Origin of the sequence: Polaribacter sp. Hel1_33_96 (assembly GCF_002846595.1) — a bacterium.
Classification (GTDB): Bacteria; Bacteroidota; Bacteroidia; order Flavobacteriales; family Flavobacteriaceae; genus Polaribacter.
Window position 1 is genome coordinate 2993110 of record NZ_PJMV01000001.1, and the last position, 24165, is coordinate 3017274.

At 31.1% G+C, this 24165-nt stretch carries 24 protein-coding genes and 1 tRNA gene; 19 read left to right on the forward strand and 6 right to left on the reverse strand.

Features of this window, described 5'->3' with window-relative positions; genetic code table 11:
* Positions 1-58: 58 nt before the first annotated feature.
* Genes ATE90_RS12950 through ATE90_RS12965 form a run of 4 tightly spaced genes read right to left on the reverse strand, consistent with a single transcriptional unit; the run spans position 59 to position 6771 of the window.
* The gene (locus tag ATE90_RS12950; RefSeq protein ID WP_036784670.1) at positions 59-3568 is read right to left on the reverse strand and encodes an efflux RND transporter permease subunit; all 3510 of its coding nucleotides are present in this window, start codon (positions 3566-3568) and stop codon (positions 59-61) included.
* Positions 3569-3575: 7 nt separating this feature from the next.
* A complete protein-coding gene (locus ATE90_RS12955; protein ID WP_036784672.1) occupies positions 3576-4748 on the reverse strand; it encodes an efflux RND transporter periplasmic adaptor subunit in 1173 nt (390 codons plus the stop codon).
* A 10-nt stretch (positions 4749-4758) separates the two neighbouring features.
* Positions 4759-6165 (reverse strand): TolC family protein, encoded by a 1407-nt coding sequence (locus ATE90_RS12960; RefSeq protein ID WP_101451480.1) that lies wholly within the window; start codon positions 6163-6165, stop codon positions 4759-4761.
* A gap of 6 nt (positions 6166-6171) precedes the next feature.
* Entirely contained in the window at positions 6172-6771 is a 600-nt protein-coding gene (locus ATE90_RS12965; protein WP_036784676.1) for a TetR/AcrR family transcriptional regulator, read from the reverse strand.
* 125 nt (positions 6772-6896) lie between these two features.
* Here ATE90_RS12965 and ATE90_RS12970 point away from each other — a divergent pair, with 125 nt between their 5' ends.
* The 3 genes from ATE90_RS12970 (at position 6897) to ATE90_RS12980 (ending at position 8555) form a co-directional block, all read left to right on the forward strand.
* Complete coding sequence (locus ATE90_RS12970) at positions 6897-7868, forward strand: polyprenyl synthetase family protein (RefSeq protein ID WP_036784678.1); 972 nt, start codon at positions 6897-6899, stop codon at positions 7866-7868.
* A gap of 63 nt (positions 7869-7931) precedes the next feature.
* Positions 7932-8005 (forward strand) — tRNA-Ile (locus tag ATE90_RS12975).
* A 334-nt stretch (positions 8006-8339) separates the two neighbouring features.
* Positions 8340-8555: a hypothetical protein gene (locus ATE90_RS12980; protein WP_036784680.1), complete on the forward strand. Its 216-nt coding sequence runs from the start codon at positions 8340-8342 to the stop codon at positions 8553-8555.
* 75 nt (positions 8556-8630) lie between these two features.
* Here ATE90_RS12980 and ATE90_RS12985 read toward each other — a convergent pair whose 3' ends face one another.
* The gene (locus tag ATE90_RS12985) at positions 8631-9062 is read right to left on the reverse strand and encodes a hypothetical protein (RefSeq protein ID WP_036784682.1); all 432 of its coding nucleotides are present in this window, start codon (positions 9060-9062) and stop codon (positions 8631-8633) included.
* 103 nt (positions 9063-9165) lie between these two features.
* The gene (locus tag ATE90_RS12990) at positions 9166-11322 is read right to left on the reverse strand and encodes a prolyl oligopeptidase family serine peptidase (protein ID WP_036784684.1); all 2157 of its coding nucleotides are present in this window, start codon (positions 11320-11322) and stop codon (positions 9166-9168) included.
* Positions 11323-11476: 154 nt separating this feature from the next.
* Here ATE90_RS12990 and trxA point away from each other — a divergent pair, with 154 nt between their 5' ends.
* The 16 genes from trxA to atpA all read left to right on the forward strand — a co-directional run bounded on the left by trxA (position 11477) and on the right by atpA (position 24159).
* Entirely contained in the window at positions 11477-11836 is a 360-nt protein-coding gene (gene trxA, locus ATE90_RS12995) for a thioredoxin (RefSeq protein WP_101451481.1), read from the forward strand.
* A 155-nt stretch (positions 11837-11991) separates the two neighbouring features.
* Positions 11992-12330 carry a PadR family transcriptional regulator gene (locus ATE90_RS13000; RefSeq protein WP_036784688.1) on the forward strand — a complete coding sequence of 113 codons (339 nt, stop codon included), beginning with the start codon at positions 11992-11994 and terminating at the stop codon, positions 12328-12330.
* 9 nt (positions 12331-12339) lie between these two features.
* Positions 12340-12987 carry a hypothetical protein gene (locus tag ATE90_RS13005; protein WP_101451482.1) on the forward strand — a complete coding sequence of 216 codons (648 nt, stop codon included), beginning with the start codon at positions 12340-12342 and terminating at the stop codon, positions 12985-12987.
* A gap of 6 nt (positions 12988-12993) precedes the next feature.
* Positions 12994-13692 (forward strand): hypothetical protein, encoded by a 699-nt coding sequence (locus ATE90_RS13010; RefSeq protein WP_036784694.1) that lies wholly within the window; start codon positions 12994-12996, stop codon positions 13690-13692.
* A gap of 11 nt (positions 13693-13703) precedes the next feature.
* Positions 13704-14411, forward strand: coding sequence for a hypothetical protein (locus ATE90_RS13015; RefSeq protein WP_036784697.1), 708 nt, complete (start codon positions 13704-13706; stop codon positions 14409-14411).
* 49 nt (positions 14412-14460) lie between these two features.
* On the forward strand, positions 14461-15927 hold the full coding sequence (locus tag ATE90_RS13020; protein ID WP_036788090.1) for a DUF5687 family protein: 1467 nt from the start codon (positions 14461-14463) through the stop codon (positions 15925-15927).
* Between the two features lie 19 nt (positions 15928-15946).
* The gene (locus tag ATE90_RS13025) at positions 15947-16642 is read left to right on the forward strand and encodes an ABC transporter ATP-binding protein (RefSeq protein ID WP_036784700.1); all 696 of its coding nucleotides are present in this window, start codon (positions 15947-15949) and stop codon (positions 16640-16642) included.
* A gap of 122 nt (positions 16643-16764) precedes the next feature.
* On the forward strand, positions 16765-18987 hold the full coding sequence (gene porW / locus ATE90_RS13030) for a type IX secretion system periplasmic lipoprotein PorW/SprE (RefSeq protein ID WP_036784702.1): 2223 nt from the start codon (positions 16765-16767) through the stop codon (positions 18985-18987).
* Between the two features lie 31 nt (positions 18988-19018).
* Positions 19019-19405 carry a bactofilin family protein gene (locus ATE90_RS13035; RefSeq protein ID WP_052107508.1) on the forward strand — a complete coding sequence of 129 codons (387 nt, stop codon included), beginning with the start codon at positions 19019-19021 and terminating at the stop codon, positions 19403-19405.
* Positions 19356-19586: an AtpZ/AtpI family protein gene (locus tag ATE90_RS13040; protein ID WP_036784704.1), complete on the forward strand. Its 231-nt coding sequence runs from the start codon at positions 19356-19358 to the stop codon at positions 19584-19586. The genes ATE90_RS13035 and ATE90_RS13040 overlap by 50 nt, the downstream gene beginning before the upstream one ends.
* On the forward strand, positions 19579-19971 hold the full coding sequence (locus tag ATE90_RS13720; protein WP_036784707.1) for a DUF6168 family protein: 393 nt from the start codon (positions 19579-19581) through the stop codon (positions 19969-19971). The genes ATE90_RS13040 and ATE90_RS13720 overlap by 8 nt, the downstream gene beginning before the upstream one ends.
* Before the next feature lie 66 nt (positions 19972-20037).
* Entirely contained in the window at positions 20038-21174 is a 1137-nt protein-coding gene (atpB, locus tag ATE90_RS13050) for a F0F1 ATP synthase subunit A (protein WP_036784709.1), read from the forward strand.
* Positions 21175-21210: 36 nt separating this feature from the next.
* Positions 21211-21399 carry an ATP synthase F0 subunit C gene (atpE, locus tag ATE90_RS13055; RefSeq protein WP_013993139.1) on the forward strand — a complete coding sequence of 63 codons (189 nt, stop codon included), beginning with the start codon at positions 21211-21213 and terminating at the stop codon, positions 21397-21399.
* Between the two features lie 95 nt (positions 21400-21494).
* Entirely contained in the window at positions 21495-21995 is a 501-nt protein-coding gene (locus ATE90_RS13060; RefSeq protein WP_036784715.1) for a F0F1 ATP synthase subunit B, read from the forward strand.
* Positions 21996-22002: 7 nt separating this feature from the next.
* A complete protein-coding gene (gene atpH, locus ATE90_RS13065) occupies positions 22003-22560 on the forward strand; it encodes an ATP synthase F1 subunit delta (RefSeq protein WP_091952212.1) in 558 nt (185 codons plus the stop codon).
* A 21-nt stretch (positions 22561-22581) separates the two neighbouring features.
* Positions 22582-24159 carry a F0F1 ATP synthase subunit alpha gene (gene atpA, locus ATE90_RS13070; protein WP_036784719.1) on the forward strand — a complete coding sequence of 526 codons (1578 nt, stop codon included), beginning with the start codon at positions 22582-22584 and terminating at the stop codon, positions 24157-24159.
* Positions 24160-24165: the final 6 nt, after the last annotated feature.

Below are 24165 nucleotides of genomic sequence, written 5' to 3' on the forward strand. Positions count from 1 at the left end.
AAAGGGTTGAAATTATTAAGATTTCAACCCTTTTTATTATAGACTTAATTTGTTTTGCTTACTGAATTTGTTCATCCAATTTCAAAGAAAGTCGATCATTAGTTTTTAATTGTCCTTTAACTCTCATTTTTAACTTCGTAATTAAAAAGAATAAAATTGGAACTACAATTAGCGTTAGGAACGTGGCAATGAACAAACCATAAATAACTGTCTTTGCTAACGGGCCCCAAAACACAACGTTATCTCCTCCCATGTAAATATTGGCATCAAAATCACTAAACAGGGTAAAGAAGTTAACATTTAAACCAATTGCTAATGGAATTAATCCTAAAATAGTGGTAATTGCTGTCAATAAAACCGGCCGTAAACGAGCTTTTCCCGCCTTTACAACCGTTTCAAATAAGCTTTCTAGCGGTAAATAGTCAGCATCAGAAATACCGTCTTGTATTTTTCTTCTGTCAATTAATAGCTGTGCATAATCTAGCAATACTACTCCGTTATTTACTACAATTCCGGCTAGAGAAATAATACCAACCATGGTCATCATAATTACAAATGGTGCACCTGTAATTACTAACCCACCAAAAACCCCAATGAAACTTAAAAATATGGCCAACATAATAATCCCTGGTTTTGAAACGGAATTAAATTGGAAAATCAGGATAAAGAAAATCAATAGTAAACCAGTAAAGAAAGCACCCATTAAGAAAGTCATTTGTTTATTTTGCTCTTCAATTTGACCTGTATAATCAATTTTAATTCCTTTCGGTAAATCTTTAAAACTTTTCATTGAATTTTGAATTCTAGCGACAACTGCACCAGCATCTGTTTCTCCTGGTGAAAGGGCAGAATAAACAGTCACAACTCTTTTCACGTTTTTGTGTTTTATAGCACTAAAACTAGAGCTGTTAGTTTGAGAAGCAACTGCAGAAACGGGAATTTCTTTAATTTTACCAGAAGCTTGATCTCTAAACGTTATTTTTTGATTGAAAACAGCACTCTTATTGTATCGATCCTCTTTATTAAATCGGACATAAATATCATAATCTTCACCGTTTTCTTTATATACTCCAGCTTTATTTCCAAAAATAGAGGCTCTTAATTGTTGTCCAACTTGCCCCGTGCTAACACCTAATTCTCCCGCTTTTTTTCTATCAACTAAAACTTGCATTCCAGGTTTCGATTTATTTACATCGATCTTTAATTCATCAACTCCGGAAATACTTTGCGTATTCAAATAATCACGCATTCTCTCTGCTGTAAAAATTAATTCTTCATAATTTTCACCATTTAATTCGATGTTGATTGGCGATCCTGCTGGTGGCCCATTTGCATCTTTTTCAACTGAAATTAAAACTCCTGGATAAATACCAACCAAAGCCGCTTGAACTTTTTGGCGTAAAACTTCACTGTCTTCTCCTCGTCTATATTTATACTCGCGCATGGAAGCAGTAATTTTTCCTTTGTGAGGCATTTCTGCAGAAGAACCGCCATCTGTTTGTGGATTCCCAGCGCCTTCACCAACTTGAGAAACAGTACTTTCTACCATGAAATTATACCCATTATCTGTGTACATTTTTTGATTTAAAACACCATCTACTTTTTGTTCTATCTCTTTGGTTATTTGATTTGTTTTCTCAATATCTGTTCCCTGAGGATACTCGATATATACAATAATCTGATTAGGTTTGTTGTCCGGAAAAAACTCAATTTTAGTTCTTTGCTCTCCGATAGACCATCCAAAACCAGCAAAAGCAAAAAATAATAAAATAAAGGTTCCCGTAACTAAAACGTAAGGTGTTCGGCCAGATAGAGCTTTTTTTAGTTGTTTTCCATACCAGTTTTCTAATGACACTAAAGTATTTTTTTGGAAATAATTTGCTGCTTTTCTCAAAATTAATCTGTACACCCAAAACATAATTGCGGTGAATATAATTAAGCTTCCTAGAGCATTATATTCGCCACCAAAGAAGAAAATTAACAAACCAATAACTAACATAATACTAGTTAACTTGATAATGTTTTTAAGTGGCATATCGTTATCCTCAATACTCATAAACTGAGAAACCAATACCGAGTTAAAGAAGATAGCAACGAATAAAGAAGAGCCTAAAACAATAGACAACGTAATTGGTAAAATTACCATAAACTGGCCCATAATTCCTGGCCAAAGACCTAATGGAATAAATGCTGCTACCGTTGTTGCTGTTGAAATAATAATAGGGAATGCAATTTCTCCAATTCCTTTTTTAGCAGCTTCAATTCTAGTCATTCCTTCTTCATCCATTAAACGATATACGTTTTCAACTACTACAATTCCATTATCAACGAGCATCCCAAGTCCCATAATTAAACCAAAAAGAACCATGGTATTTAAAGTGTAACCTAATGCACCCAAAATCATTAAAGACATAAACATTGACATTGGAATGGCGAAACCAACAAAAATTGCATTTTTAAATCCGAGGAAAAACATTAAAACAATCACTACTAAAATGACTCCGAAAATAATATTGTTTACCAGATCATCTACTTGACCAATTGTTTTAGGAGATTGATCATTTGCAATCGTTACTTTTAAATCTGAAGGGAAAGTATTCTTTTTAGTTTCTTTTACAATCTTGCCAATTTTATCTGCGGCAGCAACCATATTTTCACCAGATCTCTTCTTTACATCTAACATAACAACAGCATCACCATTTTCTCTGGCGTATGTTGTTTTATCTTTATCTTTAAAGAAAATTTCTGCAACATCTTTTAAATAAATTGGGTTTCCCTTTTCTGCTTTAATAACAAAATCCCCTAAATCTGATGGTGTCTCTATTTCACCAATAATTCGGATTGTTCTTCTTTGCTGACTTGTAATAAAGTTACCAGCAGACATGGTTACATTTCCACGATTGATAGCATTTGTAATATCATCGAAACTAACTTTTGCTGCCATCATTTTGAAAATATCTACAGCAACTTCTACTTCTTTATCTTGTGCTCCACGAATATCTACTTTCTTAATTTCTGCTAAATCTTCAATTTCATTTTGTAAGATTTCTCCAAATTCTTTCAATTTTGCAACCGGATAGTTACCAGAAATATTAATGTTTAGAATTGGCACTTCTTCAGAAATGCTCAGTTCGAAAACATTTGGGGTTACCTTTGCACCGTTAAATGTTGGCCAATCTTCGCCGGCAGTCTCTTCGTCTATTTCATCTTTTACTTTCTGTTTTGCTTTGTCTCCAGCAATTTTTTCATCAAATTCTACGGTAATTATAGAGTAATCTTCTTGAGAGGTTGAGGTAATCTTTACAACATTACTAATAGATTTTAGCTTGTCCTCTAAAGGGTTGGTAATTAGTTTTTCAATATCTTCTGCAGTATTTCCCGGGTATACAGAACTGATGTAAATCTTAGTTTCATTTATTTCAGGAAAATTTTCTCTAGGCATTGTAAAATACGCGGAAATTCCTAAATAAAGAATCAGAAACATCAGAACATAAATAGTAGTTTTATTATTTATTGCCCAAGAAGAAAGTTTAAATTCTTTATCTACTTGTTTGTTTTTTTTAGCCATTTTTTTACTATTTATTAATCACTTTTACAACTTGACCATTATTTACGCTTCTTGCACCTTCCATGATAACCTCTGCATTTTCGGAAAGATTTTTAGTAACTTCAATCATGTCTCCTTGTGTTTTTCCTGTTTCAATAATTAGTCTTGCTGCAACAGCTTCATTGTTCGGTTTTTTATCCTTTAGAACATAAATAAATTGCTCTCCTTTTGCGTTTTCTGAAATTATGCTTTGCGGAATTAATATAGCTTTCATTTTTGTATAGTCATTAATTTGAAGTTTTGCCGTCAAGTTTGGTTTTACATTTCCACTTTTATTTGCAACGCTAACTTCAATTTTAAATGACCTATTATTAGGATTGATAAAACTACCTACTTGTTTTATTTGACTAATGAGTGTTTCTCCTAAAACAGGAAATGCTACTTTAACCTCTTTATTTTTAGTGATGCTAGCAATGTATTTTTCAGGCACTTCAGCTTCAACATACATGTTTTTGAGATTCACAATTCTAAAAACTTCAGAGCCTTGACCTGGAGCGATAACGGTTCCTGGTTCTTTTAAAACATCATCAATCACTCCAGAAAAAGGTGCCCTTATCGATGCTTTCGATTGCTGACTTTTTAGTTGTTGTAGAGAGTTTCTTTGAGCCTCGTAATTTGTTTTTGTTTGTAAAAACTGAATTTCAGAACCAATTTTTTCTTCCCACAAACGCTTTTGACGCTCGAAAGTTGTTTTTGCTAATTGCGTCGTTGCCTCTAATTGTGCAACCTGATTGCTTAATCCACCATCATCAATCACTGCTAGCAATTGTCCTTTAGAAACCCTTTGACCTTCTTTTACTAATATTTTTCGTAAAATTCCAGGTATTTCTGGATACACCAAAATATTCTGTTTTGTTTTAACGTTTCCTTGTATTTCTAAATAGTGGTTAAAAACTTCGGTTTTTGTAGTAAAAGTTGTTATTAAAGGAAGTTTTTTAACCGTATCTTTTTTAGAAATTGCTCTATTTATAGCTTCTAAATCTTTATTTATAGTCTCTAAATTAGATGCTATTTCTTTCTTTTTTTCTTTTAGCTCGGTTAAAGTTCCTGAAGAAACTAAACTCTCTATAGAGATTATTTTTTTCTCCCCACAAGAGATTAAAAAAACTGTTATTATTAATAATGAATATACTTTTCTCATTGCCTGATAATTATTTAATTGGTAAGTTTAATGCGTTTTCTAATGTTGCTTTTTTAGCAATTACATCCAACATAGATTGTATGTAGGTTTGTTGTTGATTGTATAATTGGTTTTGTGCTTGTAACAAATCGAAACTAGACGATATTCCTTCAAAGAATTTAATACGTTGTTTCTTCTCTATTCTTTCTGCTAAACCAACATTTCTCTTTGAAGTGTTATAATTTTCTATACTTAGTTGATATTCACTTTTTGCTTTTTCTGCCATTAAACTTAAACGTTGCTTTGTCTCTTTTAATCGAATATCAGAATTTTCTAATGCAATTTTTGCTTGTGCTGTTTTAGATTTTCGTGAGAAACTGCTAAAAACAGGAATATTTAAACTTACACCTAAAAGAGAGGAGCCGAACCATTGCTGATTATTATTGAAAAATGAAAAAGAATCTGAAAATGCTTGTCTACCGTAATTAACAAAGGCACTTAAACTTGGTAAAGCTTTGCTTTGTTCTAACTTCATCATTAATCTTTTTGTTTCTCTGTCATTCTCAGAAATTTTAAAATCTATGTGATTAGAGAAGTTAAATTCTGAATTAATTAAATCTAAATTGATATTATTTTCTGCTAAACCATCTAAAGAATCAGTTAAAATTAGTTTTGTGTTTATAGGACTTCCTAAAGAAAGGTTTAACATTTGATAAGCGATGTCTTTCATCCTTTTGACACTATTCAGCTGACTTTTTATATTCCCTAAAGTAATTTCTAATTGCTCTACGTCTTCTTCTTCATTAAATCCGTTTTCATATATTTTTTTAGCATCTTCATAATTTTTTTGAAGAATTTTAATGTTACTTTCTAAAATAGAAATACTGTTTTCGGTCACTAATACATTTCCGTATGCATTAACAACAGCCTCTCTTGTAAGAAGAGCTGTTTTTTCATTGGCTTGTTTAGAAACTTTTAAAAATGTTCTTGAAGCTTGCAAGCCTACTAAGTAAGACCCATCAAAGATTAATTGCGTTAAAGTAACGGAGGCATTCAAGTTTTGTTTTGTGCCAAAAACGACAGGTATAAACCCATCAGGGGCTTCTGGACTGGTTTGTCTCGTAATATCAAAGAAATCTTCTACAGTTTCTACTACGGACTCTCTGTTATCAAATGCAGCAGCGGGTAATAAAGAAACGGGTTGTTTTAAAAAGTTTTGGTAATCTACTTTTGCATTGATCTGCGGTAAACCAATAGCCGTTGTTTCCCAAACAATTTCTTTAGCAGATTTAATGTCGTTTTTTGCTGCTTTTGCATTGTAACTATTTTTAAGAGCAAAATTAATAGCTTCTTGTAGAGATAGTTGCATCGTTTTTTCTTGTGCGCTGGTTGCTAAGAAAAAACAAGTACTTAAGCATATTAAAATTAATTTTTTCATTCTGTTTTATTTCAGTTTTAATTGATTTTCTAGTATTTTAACTCCTTTGTCTGTAATAATTCCTCTTAAATGGTATTCTAAATAAAGACTGGTTAACGTATTCATAGAATATTTTTTTAATGGAAATATCTGTTGATCTTTAATACCAAGTATTCCACTAAAATAAATTCTACTAATAAAATCAACATCAATAGAGCTTCTAAATAAGCCCAATTGTACCCCTCTTTCTAAATTATCCTGAATAGTGGTTCGCATTATTAGAAGTTGTTTTTGTTTTAAAGAGGTATATATTTCTGGATAATATTTTTGAAGTTGATATAAAGGTGATGATTTTTCGTCCTTTAAATGTTCTGTTACCACACGTTTAATATGAAACAATTCGTCAATCGGGTTTAATTCTTGAGCACATATAGTATCTATACTACAACAAATAGTGTTAAACATATATTCGGTAACTGCATCAATTAAAGCCGTTTTATTGCTAAAATACTTGTAAAGCGTCTTTTTAGAAACACCAAGAGAACTTGCAATTTCATCCATTGTAACACTCTTAAAGCCAAGGTTTAAGAATAGTTCATTTGATTTTTCTAATATTTTGTTTCTCATAAATTAGATGCAAATATAGCCATGGAAACTGTGAGTACAAAAATAGTTTCCATAGTTTTAATGATTTTTTAACATTTAGATTAAAAAGAAATTTCTTTACAGTATTTTTACAAAAAACTTTAGACTTGGACATTTTACATTATCAACAAGAATTTTTAAACTACTTACAATCTAAAAAATGGATTAAAGATCCTAAAAATTTATACGAGCCAATAGATTATATTTTGCATTTAGGCGGTAAAAGAATGCGCCCTATTTTAACCTTAATGGCTGCAGATATTTTTTCTTCTAATTATAAAAAAGCACTACCCGCAGCTTTGGCAGTCGAGGTATTTCATAATTTTACTTTGGTACATGACGATATTATGGATGATGCGCCTCTTAGAAGAGGAAAAGCAACCGTTCATGAAAAATGGGATATTAGCACAGGAATACTCTCTGGTGATGCAATGCTTATTTTAGCATATCAATATTTTGAAAATTATGAGCCTATAATTTTTCAGAAATTAGCAAAGTTATTTAGTAAAACTGCATTAGAGGTTTGTGATGGACAGCAATTAGATGTTGATTTTGAAACAAGAAAAGATGTTACTATTGATGAATATATAAATATGATTCGTTTAAAAACATCAGTTTTGGTTGCTGCTGCATTAAAAATGGGTGCAATTGTAGCAGAAACAAATGAACTAGATGCTAATTTAATTTATGATTTTGGATTGAATTTAGGCTTGGCTTTTCAGTTACAAGATGATTATTTAGATACTTTTGGAGATGCAGCAACTTTTGGAAAGCAAATAGGAGGTGATATTATTGAGAATAAAAAAACATATCTATACCTCAAAGCATTAGAAGTGGCTAATAAAGAAGATAAACAAAAACTGTTGTTTTTTTATCAGCAGAAATTAGAAGATAATTCTATTAAAATTGCAGAAGTAACTCGAATTTTCGAGTTAAATGATATGCCCGTTTTAATCAAAGATAAAATAGAAAATTATACAGAAAAGGCATTTAATACCTTATCAAAAATGTCTATTAGCCAAGAAAACAAAGAAAACCTTAAGAACTTTGGTTTGTGGCTAATGAATAGAACCGTGTAATTATTATTTAATTTTATTTGCAAATAATTTAAAATTAATGTTACATTTGCACCCTAAATTATAGGTCCTATAGCTCAGTTGGTTAGAGCACCTGACTCATAATCAGGTGGTCCGAGGTTCGAGTCCTCGTGGGACCACATTAAAACAAAGGGTTTGCAGCATTTCAGCTTCAGGTCCTTTTTTTATTTACATAAAATTTGCATTTTATCTCTTATAAATGTAATTCCCTTTCTGTTTTTTTTGAAAAAGTATAATTCTCTCTTATAGGCTATTCACAAGGCTTTTAATGTCTAGTGATTTAAGCCAATACCCCAACTTTTTTTCTTAAAGCTGGTAGAAGATTTGAGAAACATTTGATTTATTTGTTCTATAAAAATAAATTTTTTGTAGACTGTAATTCTGCGGAATCCCGCAATTTAAACTGCGGGATTCCGCTCATTTAGAATTGTAAATTTATTTAGGTTAGCGCCTATGAAAGACGATTTATTAAAAATTCTAGAAGAAACAAATCAAAATAGAATAGATGTTAAAGCAGCACTAAAGCAAGTAATTGATTTATTAATTCATAGCGGCATTAATTGTTGTAAAAAATGTAAAAACCCAATAGCGATAGGACATAGGTTTTGTAATGGAGAATGCAGACAATCTTATTACCGCTATCTCGGAAATAAATCCGAACCTAAATAATTGTTAGTTACAACTTTGTCAGTCCAGGTTTTAAATTGAAAGTTTCTTTTCAAGATATTCTTGAAACAAACAATCTTAGTAATTATACTCAATTGGGTCTTCCCATTTATTAAGGTTAATAATTATTCTATTGGTGCTTGAAATCTGTATTTGCGTTAAATTAAATGATAGTTTAAGTTCTATTCCAGCTTCACAATTATCTTTATCATCAAATGCCAACCTAATATTTTTCTGAGTAGGATTGGTTTCCAAATAATCAGTCCCAGTTACTAAATCATAATATATAGTGCCGCATCCGCCTCCATATCCAATGGTTATATTTAGATTGTTATCAGCTATTGAGGCCATAATTATTTCGAAGTCATCATTAGGTGCATTTGAAAATAAATCGTCCTCTACTCGAATTCTATCAGAATTCTCCAAAGAATTTCTTAAGTTGTTGTTATCATTGTCGCAGTTTATCACAATGAAAGTAATAAATATTAGAAATGGGATTTTAAATTTCATTTGTGTATTATATTTTCCTTTATTGATTTTTAGTTAAGGTTGTTGTGAATTTTTTTAAAGATGATACTTTCGTCCCATTAAATAAATATAATAAGTAAAGGTATTAACTTTTAATTTTATTTTTTGGTGGATTTGTTAATTGGTCAAATCCCATATTAAACAAAGTAAATCCGAAAATATCGGCATATTGTTCGATAGTTTTTGTAACAGGTGTGCCTGCTCCATGACCAGCATTGGTTTCTATTCTAATTAAAACAGGACTTTCTCCAGCTTGTTTTTCTTGTAATTCTGCAGCAAATTTAAAACTGTGTGCTGGTACAACTCGATCATCATGATCTCCGGTGGTAACTAATGTGGCAGGATAAGATGTTCCCTCTTTTACATTATGTACAGGAGAATATCCCTTTAAATAGTTAAACATTTCTTTGCTTTGTTCTGCTGTTCCGTAATCATAAGCCCATCCTGCACCCGCAGTAAATGTGTGATAACGCAACATGTCTAAAACGCCAACCGCGGGTAGCGCAACTTTCATTAATTCTGGTCTTTGTGTCATGGTTGCCCCTACTAATAATCCTCCATTTGAACCTCCACGAATTGCTAAATATTCTGATGAAGTATATTTTTCGGCAATTAAATATTCTGCAGCAGCAATAAAATCATCAAATACATTTTGTTTTTTTAGTTGCGTTCCGGCATCGTGCCATTTTTTACCATATTCGCCACCGCCTCTTAAATTAGGAACAGCATAAATACCTCCTTGCTCCATCCAAACGGCATTTGCAATACTAAAACTTGGCGTTAAGCTGATGTTAAAACCTCCGTAACCGTATAAAACCGTTGGGTTTTTACCATTCAATTCTAGGCCTTTTTTATGAGTGATAATCATAGGAACTTTGGTTCCGTCTTTTGAGATGTAAAACACTTGATGACTTTCATAATGGTCAGCATTAAAATCGATGGACGGTTTCCAGTAAGACGTATATGTACCTTCTTTTGGATTAAATTTATAAGAGGAGTTTGGCGTGTTGTAATTGGTAAAAGAAAAATATAATTCGGCTGCCTCTTTTTTGCCGCTAAAACCACCCGCAGAACCCACTCCAGGTAGTTTTATTTCTCGAATTAAATTTCCGTCAAAGTCATATTGTATCACTTTAGAAACGGCATCTACCATATATTCTGCGAAGAAATAACCTGCACCAGAAGTTAAGTTTAAAACATTTTCTGTTTCTGGAATAAAATCTTTCCAATGCTCTTGCGATGGGTTTTTTGCATCTACGGTGACAACTTTTTTATTGGCGGCATTTAAATTAGTGACCAAGTATAACTTACTTTGGTTATTTTCTATCACAGAAGTATCACTATCAAAATTATCGATAACCGTTATTAACTCAGAATTTTCTGCAGATAAATCTTTTATAAATAATTTGTTCCCAGAGGTTGATGTGGAAGCCGAAATAATTAAATAGGTATGATCTTCAGTTAAGTAACCACTCACATACCGGTATTTTTCAGAAGCTTTTTCTCCAAATATAACGACATCATTTTTTTGTGAGGTTCCTAATTTATGATAATATAATTTGTGCTGATCTGTTTTTGCAGAAAGCTCACTTCCTTTCGGTTTATCATAACTAGAATAATAGAAACCTTCGTTTTTATACCAAGAAATTCCAGAGAATTTTACATCAACAATCGTGTCTTCTTTAATTATTTTAGAGTCAGTATCCATAATAATTATTTTACGCCAATCAGAACCACCTTCAGAAATAGAATATGCAACCGTTTTTCCATCTTTAGAAAAACTTAAAGCACCTAAAGAAGTTGTAGCGTCTTCTGAAAAAGTATTGGGATCTAAAAAAACCTCTTCTTTGTCGTCTTTTTTTCTATACACTACGTATTGATTTTGTAAACCATTATTTTTATAAAAATAGACGTAATCACCTTCTTTAAAAGGGGTTCCTACTTTTTCGTAATTCCATAATGCTGTTAACCGAGATTTAAGTTGTTCTCGATACGGAATTTTATTTAAATAATTAAAAGTAACCGCATTTTCTGCTTTTACCCAAGCTTCTGTTTCCTTGCTTCGATCATCTTCTAACCATCTGTAATTATCAACTACTTTTGTATCAAAAATAGTGTCTATAATGGCCTTTTTAATTGTTTCTGGGTAGTTCACCTCTATATTTCTTTGTTTAACTTCTTCTTTGCAAGAAACAAAAATTGCACTTGCAAACAATATGGGAATGATTAATTTATTCTTCATAAGTTCTAAAATTTGACATCTTATCAAAATTAGAAGTTATTGAACAGATTGTTAGTTATTTAACATTTTTTAACGTTTGAGGTTTCAGAGACTGACTACTTTGTAATGAGAGCAGTATAAAAACGACTACTTTTGTATAAAAAAAGAATTTAGAATGACAGAAAACTTAACGAAAGAAACCTTTTTAAAAAAGGTCTTTAATTTTGAAGAAAACAAAGAGTGGAAATTTGAAGGAAATAAACCTGTTTTAATCGATTTTTACGCAGATTGGTGTGGCCCTTGTAAAACGTTAGCGCCAATTTTAGAGCAATTATCGGATGAGTACGAGGGTAAGGTTGATATTTATAAAATAGATACAGAAGCAGAGCAAGAGTTAGCGGCGGCTTTCGGCATTAGAAGTATTCCTTCGATGTTATTTTGTCCGATGGAAGGGCAACCAGAAATGGCAAATGGAGCGTTACCAAAAGCAGAGTTAGAACGTATTATGGCGGATGTTTTAAAAATAACAAAATAAAAAGACATCATTGCGAGGAAGGAAGGAATTTGCTTCATAATTAAGCAAGAACATATTTAAAAAATCCTGATAATTAATTTTTTCAGGATTTTTTATATCAAAAAAACAATACATAAGATTTAGATGCATTAAAATATTATGTATATATTTACTCCATGGGAAATCAGAAACTATATAAAGGTTCTTTGCAAACCATTATTTTAAAGTTATTAGAAAGTAATGATAAAATGTATGGATATGAAATTACTCAAAAAGTAAAAGAACTCACCAAAGGCGAATTACAGATTACTGAAGGAGCTCTATATCCTGCGTTGCACAAATTAGAGGCAGACGGTTTGTTAGATGTTGAGGTTGCAAAAGTTGGGAACCGTTTGCGCAAGTACTATAAACTTACAGAAAACGGAACCAAAGAAACGGCCAATAAACTAGAAGAAATGCAAGAGTTTTTAAAAACGATGCAGCATTTGGTAAACCCTAAATTTAGTTTGGAGTAATTTTTAGCTATGGAATTAACAAAAAATCAAATACATAAAGTAGAACAGTACTTAAAGCATAAAAACTTTGATTTTGTAGATTTAAAAATTGAAGTTTTGGATCACATTATTTCTGATATAGAAATGAAAATGAGCAAAAGTTTTTCTTTTGAAAATGCATTTAAAATGACAGTTTTAAAATGGAATAAACATTTTAAGGAAACCTCTAGTTTCTTTTTTGGGATGATGTATTCTAACTCTAAAATTGTTGTAAAAAAAGCGGTTAAGCTATTTAAGCCTTTCTATTTTTTATATCTATTAGCGTATATATTGCCTGCTGCTTTTTTTAAATTATTTCCTATAAGTTTCTCTGCAAGTACTGTAGATTTTATAAACGGGTTTTTACATTCTTTTTCTATTGTAATGATAGCATATGTATGCTTTATCTACATAAAAACAAGAATGTCTAAAATAAAAACAACTTATCGTTTTATTTTGAGCACGCAATATTTTGGACTCATTTTATTAATTATGGGCGTATCAGTAGGTGTTTTTAATGAAGATGGTTTGCTAAATCCAGTTTTTACAGGTTTTGTATGCGGTGGCTATGCAGTCGTTTATATCTGTCATTACTTTTATAAAAAACATATAGAAGAAGTTCAAAAATATAAAATATAATAAGCTATGGAATTAACTAAAAATCAAATTGATGAACTTTACAAATTTACCAGAAAGCACTATGTGTATCATTATGATGTACAATCTGAATTGGTAGATCATCTGGCTAATGATATAGAAAATATTTGGCAAGAAACACCCAATTTATCATTTGAACAAGCAAGAGATAAATCGTTTAAGAAATTCGGCATTTTTGGCTTTATGGATGTGGTTGAAAAGAAACAATCTCAAATGACAAAAAAGTACTATAAAATAATTTTCAAGTTTGCAAAAGAGTGGTTTCGTTTACCAAAAATAGTATTGACTTTAGCCATGATTTATGGCTTTTACAAATTACAAAATGTTGAATCTTCGTATACAATTTATTTAATTATTTTCTTTATAGTAATTAGTGCTCAACTTATTGGTGTTTTTATAAACTCAAGAAAACTCAATAAAAAATATCTAGAATCGGGCAAAAAATGGATGTTTGAAGATATTATTTCTATTAATGGATTAGGAAATACAGCATTACTAATTTTTTATGTATTTGATTTTCCTTTTAGAACGAGTGGTGACTTTTTGTTAATGGGAGAGTTTAGGAAGTTTTTATCCGCTTTTTTAATCACTTTTGTAGTACTTTTAGGTTATATTACTCTGGTGGTAGTCCCTAAAAAAGCACAACAATTATTGCAAGAAATGTATCCACAATATAAACTTGTTTAAATTTTTTATTGATGAAACTTACAGCATCTCAAATAGATAATCTTTTTAAATTTACACGCAAACACTATGTGTATCATTATGATGTACAATCGGAGTTGGTAGATCATTTGGCCAATGATATAGAAAGTATTTGGCAAGAAACACCAAACTTATCTTTTGAACAAGCAAGAGACAAATCGTTTAAAAAATTCGGAGTTTTTGGTTTTATGGATGTTATAGAGGCCAAACAAAAACAAATGAATAAACGGTATTGGAAAATTCTATTAAGATTTGTAAAAGAGTGGTTTACGATGCCTAAGCTTCTTACTACAATACTCATGTTTTCAGGTATTTATTTAGTGCTTCAAGTTCAGTATTCAAAATTTATTATTTTAGGAAGCCTGTTATTAGCGATTATTTTTGAGTCTGTATATTTATACAAAGACAGGCAGGCTCAAAAGAAAAAAACCGAAAAAAAAGAAAAGATATTCTTATTAGAAGCAATGATTGGGCAAACGAAAGGTGGTTTTGTAAGTATTGCTTTTGTAAACATTTTCAATTTTATTCATTTAACTAAAGTTGAATTCAGTTCTTTAGAAACGCATTGGCTCCTTTTAATCGCATTTTGTACCACTGTTGTAATGATCATGTTTTACGTTACTTCTTATGTGATTCCTAATAAATGTCAAGAATTATTGCAAGAAACCTACCCAGAATATAAACTTGCAAAAAGTTTGTAACAATACACTTAAAACGAATACTTATTATAAGACCAAACGAACTAAAACTATGACTTTACGCTTTTTAAAATTAGAATGGAAACAATTTGTTCGTTCTGCTTCCTTTGGGAAAAGTATTGCCTTAAAAATAATTATGGGCTTTTTTGCATTATATTTTTTGGTTTCTTTTTTGGCAATCGGCATTGGAGGTTACTTTATCTTAAAGAAAGAATTTCCAGCGTCTGACCCATTGCAATTAGTAAATTCTTATTTACTTTTTGCCATTCTTGGAGATTTAATTTTGAGGTATTTAATGCAAACATTACCAATTATGAATATAAAGCCAATGCTTACTTTACCTATCAAGAAAAGTAAGTTAGTGCACTTTGTTTTAGGAAAATCATCTTTTTCATTTTTTAATATTTTAGGATTGTTTTTTTACATTCCTTTTGCAATCGTTTTAATAAAAGAAGGATATCAAACGGCAGGTGTTTTAGGATGGTTATTAACCATGATTTTAATTATTCAATCTGCAAATTTCATAAATTTCTTAATTAATAAAAATAATGTTGCTTTGGTTTTTATTGTTGGACTATTTGTGATTTTAATTGGTTTGCAAAAATTCAAAATTGTTGATGTTGTTAGTTTTGGAGGTCAAATATTTGATGCTATTTATGTAAATCCAATCTTTTCTTTAATTAGCGTTGTTCTGCTGTTGGTGTTATATTGGTTAAATTATAAGCAATTACGAAACCAAGTGTATTTAGACGAAGCAGTTGCAGCTAAAGTAGAAGAAGCAAACACCTCTGATTTGTCTTGGGCAGATAAATTGGGCGATGTTGCCCCATTTATAAAAAATGATATTCGTTTAATCTGGAGAAATAAAAGAACGAAGACGGTGTTTTTAATGTCTTTTTTATTCCTTTTTTATGGTTTAATTTTTTATACTATGGACGCTTATAAAGACTCGCTGCCAATGTTGATGTTTGCGTCCTTATTTGTGACTGGAGGTTTTACGTTAAATTACGGACAATTTATACCTGCTTGGGATAGCGCACATTACAAAATGCTAATGAGCCAAAGTTTTAGGTACAGAAAATTTTTAGAGTCGAAATGGGTTTTAATGGTCTCAATGACTACTATTCTGTATTTTTTAAGTTTCCCTTATTTGTATTTTGGGATAGATATCTTTTTAATGATCACTGCAGGTGCAATTTTTAATATTGGCTTTAATTCACTCTTTTTATTATATGCAGGTTCGTTTAATAGAAAAAGAATAGATTTAACCAAAGGTGGTTTTGGAAACACACAGGGAACAAGTGCAACACAGTTTCTCGTTGTAATTCCACTAATGTTATTTCCAATGTTATTATTTTGGGTTTTCAATACGTATGTAGGATATAATTCAGGTTTTATAATCGTGGCAAGCATTGGGTTAATTAGTTTATTATTGAAAAATTACGCGATGAATTTCATTGAAAAGAAATACATTAAAGACAAATATGCTATGATTAACGCTTTCGGAAAAGAAGCATAATTTAAATTAAAAAAAGACAATGATTACATTAGATACGATTTCAAAGAAATATGGAAAAGCAGAAGTGTTAAATGTTCCATCAATAGAAATTCCAACAGGCGAAAGTTTTGGCTTGGTGGGAAATAATGGGGCAGGAAAAACCACCTTATTTAATATTTTATTAGATTTAATTAGACCAACAACAGGATCAATTACAACGAATGATATCGTTGTGAATACGAGTGAAGAGTGGAAAAAATTTACAGGATCTTTTATAGACGAATCTTTTTTAATTGGCTATTTAACACCAGAAGAATATTTCGAATTTATTGGAGATTTAAGAGGAATGAACAAAGGCGATGTGACAACTTTTTTAGCTCAGTTTAATGAGTTTTTTAATGAAGAAATTTTAGGTAAGAAAAAGTATTTAAGAGATTTAAGTAAAGGAAATCAGAAAAAGGTAGGGATTGTTGCTTCAATGATGGGGAATCCAAAAGTGGTTATTTTAGATGAGCCTTTTGCTAATTTAGACCCAACAACACAAATTAGATTAAAAATATTGATTAAAGAATTGATTAAAAATAAAGAAGTTACCGTTTTAATTTCCAGTCACGATTTAACACATGTAACAGAGGTTTGTGAGCGGATTGTAGTTCTAGATAAAGGAAATGTGGTAAAAGATATTCAAACATCGACGGAAACTTTAAAAGAATTAGAAAGCTATTTTTCAGTTTAAATAGGCTATTCTTAATTTATTACTATTTTTACACGCTGATTTATACTATTTTCTAAAGATTTTAGTTTTAAATAAGAGTTTCTAGTTTTTTTAAAACAAATTTTTAATTTAGATTTACCTGTGTGAAAAACACCCAAAAAATAATAGCCTTTCTTGTTCTTTTTGTTGCTGCATTTGCCTGTAGCACAAAAAAAGATACTGTTGTCAGCAGAAATTTTCATGCGATAACTACCAAATACAATGTCTTATTTAATGGTAAAGAGGCCTTTAAAAAAGGAATTGAAGACATCAACAACAATTATAAAGACGATTGGTTTCAGCGTTTGCCAATTGAGCCAATTGAGTTTGAAGAAGATAAAATAGTTTTATCTTCCTTTAATAACAATGGTCCAGGAGCAGGTTTTGGGAGCAATGAAGATGAAGAGAAAAAAGAGCTAACGACCTTTGAGAAAGCAGAAGAAAAAGCAGTAAAAGCGATTCAAAGGCATGGTATGAATATCGACGGAATTGAACGCAACAGACAAATAGATGATGCCTATTTGTTGTTAGGCAAGTCTCGTTATTATACACAACGTTTTATTCCTGCAATTGAAGCGTTTAATTATGTGATTGCAAATTACCCACAAGCAGATTTAATTGCAGAAACAAAAATTTGGAGGGCAAAGGCAAATACTAGAAATGATAATGAAGAAATTGCTATAGAAGCAATGAAATTATTATTGGTTGTTAGAGACAGTTTAGAAACTAGCTTGCCCGATAAAATTAAAGAGCAAGCGCACACAGCTTTGGCGATGGCCTATGTAAAAAGTGATAGTATGCAAAAGGCTAAAAAGCATTTGCAATTGGCAACTAGAACTTTAAAAAATAGAGACCAAGGAGCAAGAAACCTATTTGTTTTGGGGCAAATATATAGTAATGAAAATAAAAAAGATTCTGCTTTTTATGTTTTTGAAAAGTTATCCAATTTTAAAAAAGCACCCTACAAATACAAGATTCATGCAAACATAGAACTTGCGAAAAATTTCTCTAAAGATTCAATATCAACAACCATATTAGAAAGAATACAAAAACTGATTAAAAATAGAGATAATAGACCTTATTTAGATGAGTTGTATTATCAAGTAGCGGTTTTGCATCAAAATAAGGACAGCATTCAATTGGCCTTAAGCAATTACAATAATTCATTAAGAGCTAAAAATGGTAGTGATCAGCAGAAAACTTTTACGTTTGAAAAATTAGGAAATCTTTATTTTAAAGATGCTGAATATCAATTTGCAAGTGCTTATTATGATAGTGTTTTGCAAGTCTCTACAGATACTTTAGATATTAGAATTAGACGTGTTAAAAGAAAGTATAGAAATTTAGCATCCTTAATTAAGTTTGAAGAAGTTGTAGCTACAAATGATAGTATTGTAAGAATTGCTGCTTTATCGAAAGACGAACAAAAATTATTTTTTGAAAGTTATATAGAAAAGTTAAAGAAAGCAGATGAGGAAGCTGCTCAATTAAGATTGAATCAGCTTGCATTCGGGGATTCAGGCGATGGTTTGCAATCTTCTAACAAAGGAAAATGGTATTTCTACAACAGTCAATCTTTAAGTTTTGGTAAAACGGAATTTCAAAAGATTTGGGGAAGCAGAAAACTAGAAGATGATTGGAGATGGTCTGAAAAAGCAACAATTGGAGGTGCTTCAGAAAAAGATTCTACTCCAGTAAATAAGGTAAATTTAAAATATGATTTAGATGCTTACTTAAGTAGTATTCCCGTTAAAAAAGAAAAAATAGACAGTTTACAAACAGAAAGAAATCAGGCATTATATGAATTAGGTTTGATTTATAAAGAGCAATTTAAAAATCAAAATTTAGCAAAACTAAGATTAGAGAGATTGACTAGGTTACAACCAAAAGAAGCATTAATTCTACCAATAAATTGGCATTTGTATCAGATTTATAACAGCTTAGAGGATGCCGAAATGACTGAAAAATATAAGAATGTAATTCTTACCCAATTTGCGGGTACAAAATTTGCAAAAGTAATATTAAATCCAGAGGAAAAAATAATTGAAGAAGTTGCTGTTGACGAGGTAGAAAAAGTTTATAAAGAAGTGTATTATTTATATAAAGCAAACAAATTTGAAGAGGTAATCTCTAAAATTAGTAAGTATGTCGCCAAAGTACCAGGTTCAACCTTAGTTCCGAAATTCGAGCTTTTGAAAGCATTTGCAATTGGTAAATATCAAGACCCTCAGGCTTATAAGATTGCATTAGATTTTGTAGCAGTAAGTTATGGAAGCACAGAAGAAGGTAAAAAAGCCAAGGCAATTTTAAAGCAATTAGAAAAATAAAAAATAGCGTTTAAAAACTGAGCCAAAAAATATGGAAAGAAATGTTATTGGTAAAAACACCATTATTGTTGGAGAAATAAAATCTGACGGAGATTTTAGAATCGACGGAACTTTAGAGGGAAATTTAACAATTAAAGGAAAGGTTATTATTGGTGCAGCAGGCATAGTGAAAGGAAATATATCGGCTTCAACTGCAGATATAGAAGGTGAAACTTCCGGCCAATTAAAAGTAATAAAAACCCTTACCGTTAAAGCAATGGCTAAAATTTCTGGCGATGTAGTAGTTGGTAAACTTTCTATTGAACCTGGCGCTACTTTTAATGCCAGTTGTGTTATGAAAGGTTTCGCGAAAGAAGAAAATAAACCTGATGAAAAACAATCACAATCAAAAAAACAACCCCAAAAAACCTTTAAATAAAGCACTTCAACTTTCTGGGGCAGGTTTACAAATGGGACTTACTATTTATCTAGGTTTTCTTCTAGGTAAATGGTTAGACAGAAGTTTAGAAACTAACTTTTTAAAAGAAACAGTAACCTTGATTGCTATTTTTTTAGCAATGTATTCATTGATAAAACAAGCCAATAAAATTAATGATTAAAGCAATTTTCGGTTACTCTTTAGTATTTTTTTCTTTATTTTTTATAGGGCTTTTTTTTCACGAAAATGTGATAGAAAAACAAGGGGTTATTTTACCTTTTTCATTAAAAAAAGTATACCTTTTTCACTTGGGGTTTTCATTGTTAATTTGTGTCAATTTTAAATTGTTTTCGACTGTTGATAAAGTTTTTGAACAACTAGGTTTTATCTATTTAGGAACACTTCTTTTAAAAATTGTGCTTTTCTGTGCAATCTTTTACAAGTCTATCTTCACAGAAGAAAACTTAACTCAAATTTCAAGATTATCATTCTTTATTCCAGCAATTATTTTTTTATTAACAGAGACCATTTTTGTAGCAAAAGTTTTGAATAAAAAAAATATTTAAAAAAAGGGTTTGTAGTTTTGAATTATTACGTATTTTTGCGCCGAATTTAGAAAGCGTATTTGAACAATGAAGATTGCAGAAAAAACAGTCAGGTTTCTTACAATAGCAATGATAGCTCTTTTTACAGCTGCAGGATTTGCTGCTGTTACAGATAAAAAACAAGACATTCAAAATGATGGTGGGCGTGTAAATACGAAGGAAGAAGTAGAGGCTTATATTTTACATCACATCAAAGATTCTCATGATTTTTCTTTATGGTCTTATACTTCGGATGAAGGCGAAAGAAAGCACGTTGGTTTTCCTCTACCTGTAATTCTTTGGACAAGTAAAGGGCTAGTAACTTTTATGTCTTCAGAATTTCATCACAACGATGATGGACATGTAATCGTAGAAAAAGATGGATTAAAATTTGCGAAGATTCACTCTAAAATTTTTGAATTAGACAACAATGCTGTAACGATTTCTTTTGACGAAACGCACCATGCAACAAATGCACACAAGTTATTAGATTTTTCTATTACTAAAAGTGTTGTAGGAATTTTGTTCATAGGATTCTTACTGTTGTTTTGGTTTTCTAGATTGGCAAAACAATACAAGACGAAACAAATACCAACAGGTTTTGCAAGAGTTTTAGAACCTTTAGTATTGTATGTGCGTGACGAAATAGCAAGACCAAATATTGGTGATAAACATTATAGAAGATTTACTGGGTATTTATTAACGGTATTTTTCTTCATATGGGTTTTAAATTTAGCAGGTTTAACCCCTTTAGGTTTTAATGTAACGGGACAATTAGCAGTAACAGGATGTTTAGCAATTTTTACATTAGTAATTTATACAGTTAGTGGAAATAAAGATTATTGGATGCACATGATTTGGATGCCAGGAGTTCCTTTTTTAATTCGTCCAGTTTTAGCAATTATAGAATTAGCTGGAGCATTAATCATTAAACCGTTTTCATTATTAGTACGTTTGTTCGCAAACATTTCAGCAGGTCATATTGTGGTAATGAGCTTAATTGCAATTATGTTCACTTTAAAAGAATCTTTAGGGGTTGTAGGTGCAACAGGATTGTCTTTAGTCTTATCATTTTTTATAACATTAATTGAGGTTTTAGTGGCTTTTTTACAAGCATATATCTTTACAATGCTTTCTGCATTGTTTATCGGTATGGCTGTGGCAGATCACTCGGAAGCTCATTAATACAAATTTGTTTAATTTAATATAAATACATTTATTATGTACAATTTAATTGGAGCAGGATTAATCGTAATCGGAGCAGGAATTGGTCTAGGTCAAATTGGTGGAAAAGCAATGGAAGGAATTGCTCGTCAACCAGAAGCAACTGGAAAAATTCAAACAGCAATGATTATTATCGCTGCATTATTAGAAGGTTTAGCATTTGGAGCATTATTCTTAGGGAAATAATCCAAATAAAAACAAAGATAGCGTTCTGCAACGGTTGGTTGCAGAACCTATTTTAAAATTAAACAAAAGAAATAAAAAAATAATTAGTTTATAGAATGGAAACTTTATTAAACGATTTTTCACCAGGATTATTTGCAGTGTCAACAATCTTATTGCTCGCATTAATTGCATTAATGGTAAAATTTGCTTGGAAACCAATTTTAAATTCTTTGGAAGAAAGAGAGTCTGGAATCGAAAATGCTTTAGCAGCAGCAGAAAATGCGCGTAAAGAAATGCAAAACTTACAATCTGATAATGAAAGATTAGTAAAAGAAGCAAGAGCAGAGAGAGAGGCAATGATGAAAGATGCAAGAGATATTAGAAATAATATAATTGCCGAAGCAAAAGAAGATGCCAAAGAAGTTACTACAAAATTAATAGAAAATGCGCAGGCAGCGATTATTCAAGAAAAGCAAGCAGCCATTGCAGAATTGAAAAAGAATGTTGCAGAGCTATCTATTTCAATTGCAGAATCAGTAATTAAAAGAGAATTATCTTCTAAGAAAGATCAGCTAGAGTTAGTTGAAGGAATCTTAAAAGATGTTACTTTAAACTAAGTTAATCATGAAAGACGCAAGAGCAGCAATACGTTATGCAAAAGCAATCTTAAATCTTGCTAAAGATTCTAAAGAAGAAAAGGCGGTAAATGACGATATGTCATTGATATCAACTACTATTGCTGACAATGATGAATTTGAAGTAATGTTAAGAAGTCCTATTGTTAAATCTTCGGATAAAATTAAAGTTTTAAATGCTTTGTTTGATGGTAAGGTAAACAATATCACGCTTGGCTTATTTCACTTATTACAAGATAACAAAAGAATTGCAATGTTGCATTCTATTGCAAAACAATATGTAATTATTTATTCTTTTGACAAGCATATGCAGGTTGCTAAAGTAACAACAGCAGTTCCTTTAACTAAAGAAATAGAAGTAAAAATTTTAGAAAAAATAGTTTCTTTAACAGGAAAGAAAGCAAATTTAGAAAACGTAATAAATGAATCAATCTTAGGAGGGTTTATTTTACGTGTTGGAGATGTGCAATATGACGCAAGTATCTCTAATTATTTAAACGAATTGAAAAAGGAATTTGACAACAGTCATTACATTCCAAAAATTTAATTATACATCAAATTATAAAAGATGGCAAGTATCAAACCAGCTGAAGTATCAGCAATTTTAAAGCAACAGTTAACAAATTTTGAAGCAAAAGCTACTTTAAACGAAGTAGGAACTGTTCTACAAGTAGGAGATGGAATTGCTCGTGTTTACGGTCTTTCAAATGTTCAATATGGTGAATTAGTAGAATTCGATAATGGATTAGAAGGTATTGTATTAAACCTAGAAGAAGATAATGCAGGTGTTGTATTATTAGGAGCTTCTACTTCAATTAGAGAAGGTTCTACGGTAAAGCGTACTGAAAGAATTGCATCTTTAAGAGCAGGAGAAGGAATTGTAGGAAGAGTAGTAGATACTTTAGGTAGCCCGATAGATGGTAAAGGACCTATCGCTGGAAAAACGTATGAAATGCCTTTAGAGCGAAGAGCTCCTGGAGTTATTTATAGAGAACCAGTAACTGAGCCATTACAAACGGGTATTAAATCTATTGATGCAATGATTCCTGTTGGTAGAGGTCAACGTGAATTAATTATTGGAGACCGTCAAACTGGTAAGTCTACGGTTGCGCTTGATACCATCTTAAATCAGAAAGAATTTTACGATGCTGGTGAGCCAGTATTTTGTATATACGTTGCTATTGGTCAAAAGGCTTCTACTGTGGCTGCAATTGCAAACATGTTAGAAGAAAAAGGCGCAATGGCATATACTACTATTGTTGCAGCAAATGCATCGGATCCTGCAGCAATGCAGGTTTATGCACCATTTGCTGGAGCTGCTATTGGAGAATATTTTAGAGATTCTGGAAGACCAGCTTTAATTATTTATGATGATTTATCGAAACAAGCTGTTGCTTACCGTGAAATTTCTTTATTATTAAGAAGACCTCCAGGGCGTGAGGCATATCCTGGTGATGTATTTTATTTACACTCAAGATTATTAGAACGTTCTGCAAAAGTTATTAATGATGACAAAATTGCTAGTGAAATGAACGATTTACCAGATTCTTTAAAAGGAATTGTAAAGGGTGGAGGTTCTTTAACTGCATTACCTATTATTGAAACACAAGCAGGAGATGTATCAGCATACATTCCAACAAATGTAATTTCGATTACAGATGGACAAATTTTCTTAGATGGAGATTTATTTAACTCTGGTGTTCGTCCAGCAATTAACGTGGGTATTTCGGTTTCTCGTGTTGGTGGTAACGCTCAGATTAAAGCGATGAAAAAAGTATCGGGTACATTAAAATTAGATCAAGCTCAATACCGTGAATTAGAAGCGTTTGCAAAGTTTGGCTCTGATTTAGATGCAGCTACAATGAGCGTAATTTCGAAAGGACAACGTAATGTTGAAATTTTAAAGCAAGCACAAAACGATCCTTTTTCAGTAGAAGATCAAATTGCAATCATTTACGCAGGTTCTAAGAACTTGTTAAAAGATGTTCCTGTAAATGAAGTAAAGAAATTCGAGAAAGATTATATCGATTACTTAAACGCAAAGCATAGAGATACTTTAGATGTATTGAAGTCTGGAAAATTAACACCAGAAGCAATTGCTGTATTAGAAGCAGCAGCTAAAGAAATTTCTACTCATTTTGCATAATAAATA

What these genes read in the sequence shown, in the direction of transcription:
- ATE90_RS12960 (WP_101451480.1), bottom strand. Translation starts at nt 6,165, where the DNA reads ATGAAAAAATTAATTTTAATATGCTTAAGTACTTGTTTTTTCTTAGCA.
- ATE90_RS13010 (WP_036784694.1), top strand. Translation starts at nt 12,994, where the DNA reads ATGGAATTAACTAAAAATCAAATTGATGAACTTTACAAATTTACCAGA.
- ATE90_RS13005 (WP_101451482.1), top strand. Translation starts at nt 12,340, where the DNA reads ATGGAATTAACAAAAAATCAAATACATAAAGTAGAACAGTACTTAAAG.
- ATE90_RS13720 (WP_036784707.1), top strand. Translation starts at nt 19,579, where the DNA reads ATGATTAAAGCAATTTTCGGTTACTCTTTAGTATTTTTTTCTTTATTT.
- ATE90_RS13060 (WP_036784715.1), top strand. Translation starts at nt 21,495, where the DNA reads ATGGAAACTTTATTAAACGATTTTTCACCAGGATTATTTGCAGTGTCA.
- atpB (WP_036784709.1), top strand. Translation starts at nt 20,038, where the DNA reads ATGAAGATTGCAGAAAAAACAGTCAGGTTTCTTACAATAGCAATGATA.
- trxA (WP_101451481.1), top strand. Translation starts at nt 11,477, where the DNA reads ATGACAGAAAACTTAACGAAAGAAACCTTTTTAAAAAAGGTCTTTAAT.
- ATE90_RS12990 (WP_036784684.1), bottom strand. Translation starts at nt 11,322, where the DNA reads ATGAAGAATAAATTAATCATTCCCATATTGTTTGCAAGTGCAATTTTT.
- atpA (WP_036784719.1), top strand. Translation starts at nt 22,582, where the DNA reads ATGGCAAGTATCAAACCAGCTGAAGTATCAGCAATTTTAAAGCAACAG.
- atpH (WP_091952212.1), top strand. Translation starts at nt 22,003, where the DNA reads ATGAAAGACGCAAGAGCAGCAATACGTTATGCAAAAGCAATCTTAAAT.
- atpE (WP_013993139.1), top strand. Translation starts at nt 21,211, where the DNA reads ATGTACAATTTAATTGGAGCAGGATTAATCGTAATCGGAGCAGGAATT.
- ATE90_RS13035 (WP_052107508.1), top strand. Translation starts at nt 19,019, where the DNA reads ATGGAAAGAAATGTTATTGGTAAAAACACCATTATTGTTGGAGAAATA.
- ATE90_RS13040 (WP_036784704.1), top strand. Translation starts at nt 19,356, where the DNA reads ATGAAAAACAATCACAATCAAAAAAACAACCCCAAAAAACCTTTAAAT.
- ATE90_RS12985 (WP_036784682.1), bottom strand. Translation starts at nt 9,062, where the DNA reads ATGAAATTTAAAATCCCATTTCTAATATTTATTACTTTCATTGTGATA.
- ATE90_RS12980 (WP_036784680.1), top strand. Translation starts at nt 8,340, where the DNA reads ATGAAAGACGATTTATTAAAAATTCTAGAAGAAACAAATCAAAATAGA.
- ATE90_RS13025 (WP_036784700.1), top strand. Translation starts at nt 15,947, where the DNA reads ATGATTACATTAGATACGATTTCAAAGAAATATGGAAAAGCAGAAGTG.
- ATE90_RS12965 (WP_036784676.1), bottom strand. Translation starts at nt 6,771, where the DNA reads ATGAGAAACAAAATATTAGAAAAATCAAATGAACTATTCTTAAACCTT.
- ATE90_RS13000 (WP_036784688.1), top strand. Translation starts at nt 11,992, where the DNA reads ATGGGAAATCAGAAACTATATAAAGGTTCTTTGCAAACCATTATTTTA.
- ATE90_RS13015 (WP_036784697.1), top strand. Translation starts at nt 13,704, where the DNA reads ATGAAACTTACAGCATCTCAAATAGATAATCTTTTTAAATTTACACGC.
- ATE90_RS12950 (WP_036784670.1), bottom strand. Translation starts at nt 3,568, where the DNA reads ATGGCTAAAAAAAACAAACAAGTAGATAAAGAATTTAAACTTTCTTCT.
- ATE90_RS12955 (WP_036784672.1), bottom strand. Translation starts at nt 4,748, where the DNA reads ATGAGAAAAGTATATTCATTATTAATAATAACAGTTTTTTTAATCTCT.
- ATE90_RS13020 (WP_036788090.1), top strand. Translation starts at nt 14,461, where the DNA reads ATGACTTTACGCTTTTTAAAATTAGAATGGAAACAATTTGTTCGTTCT.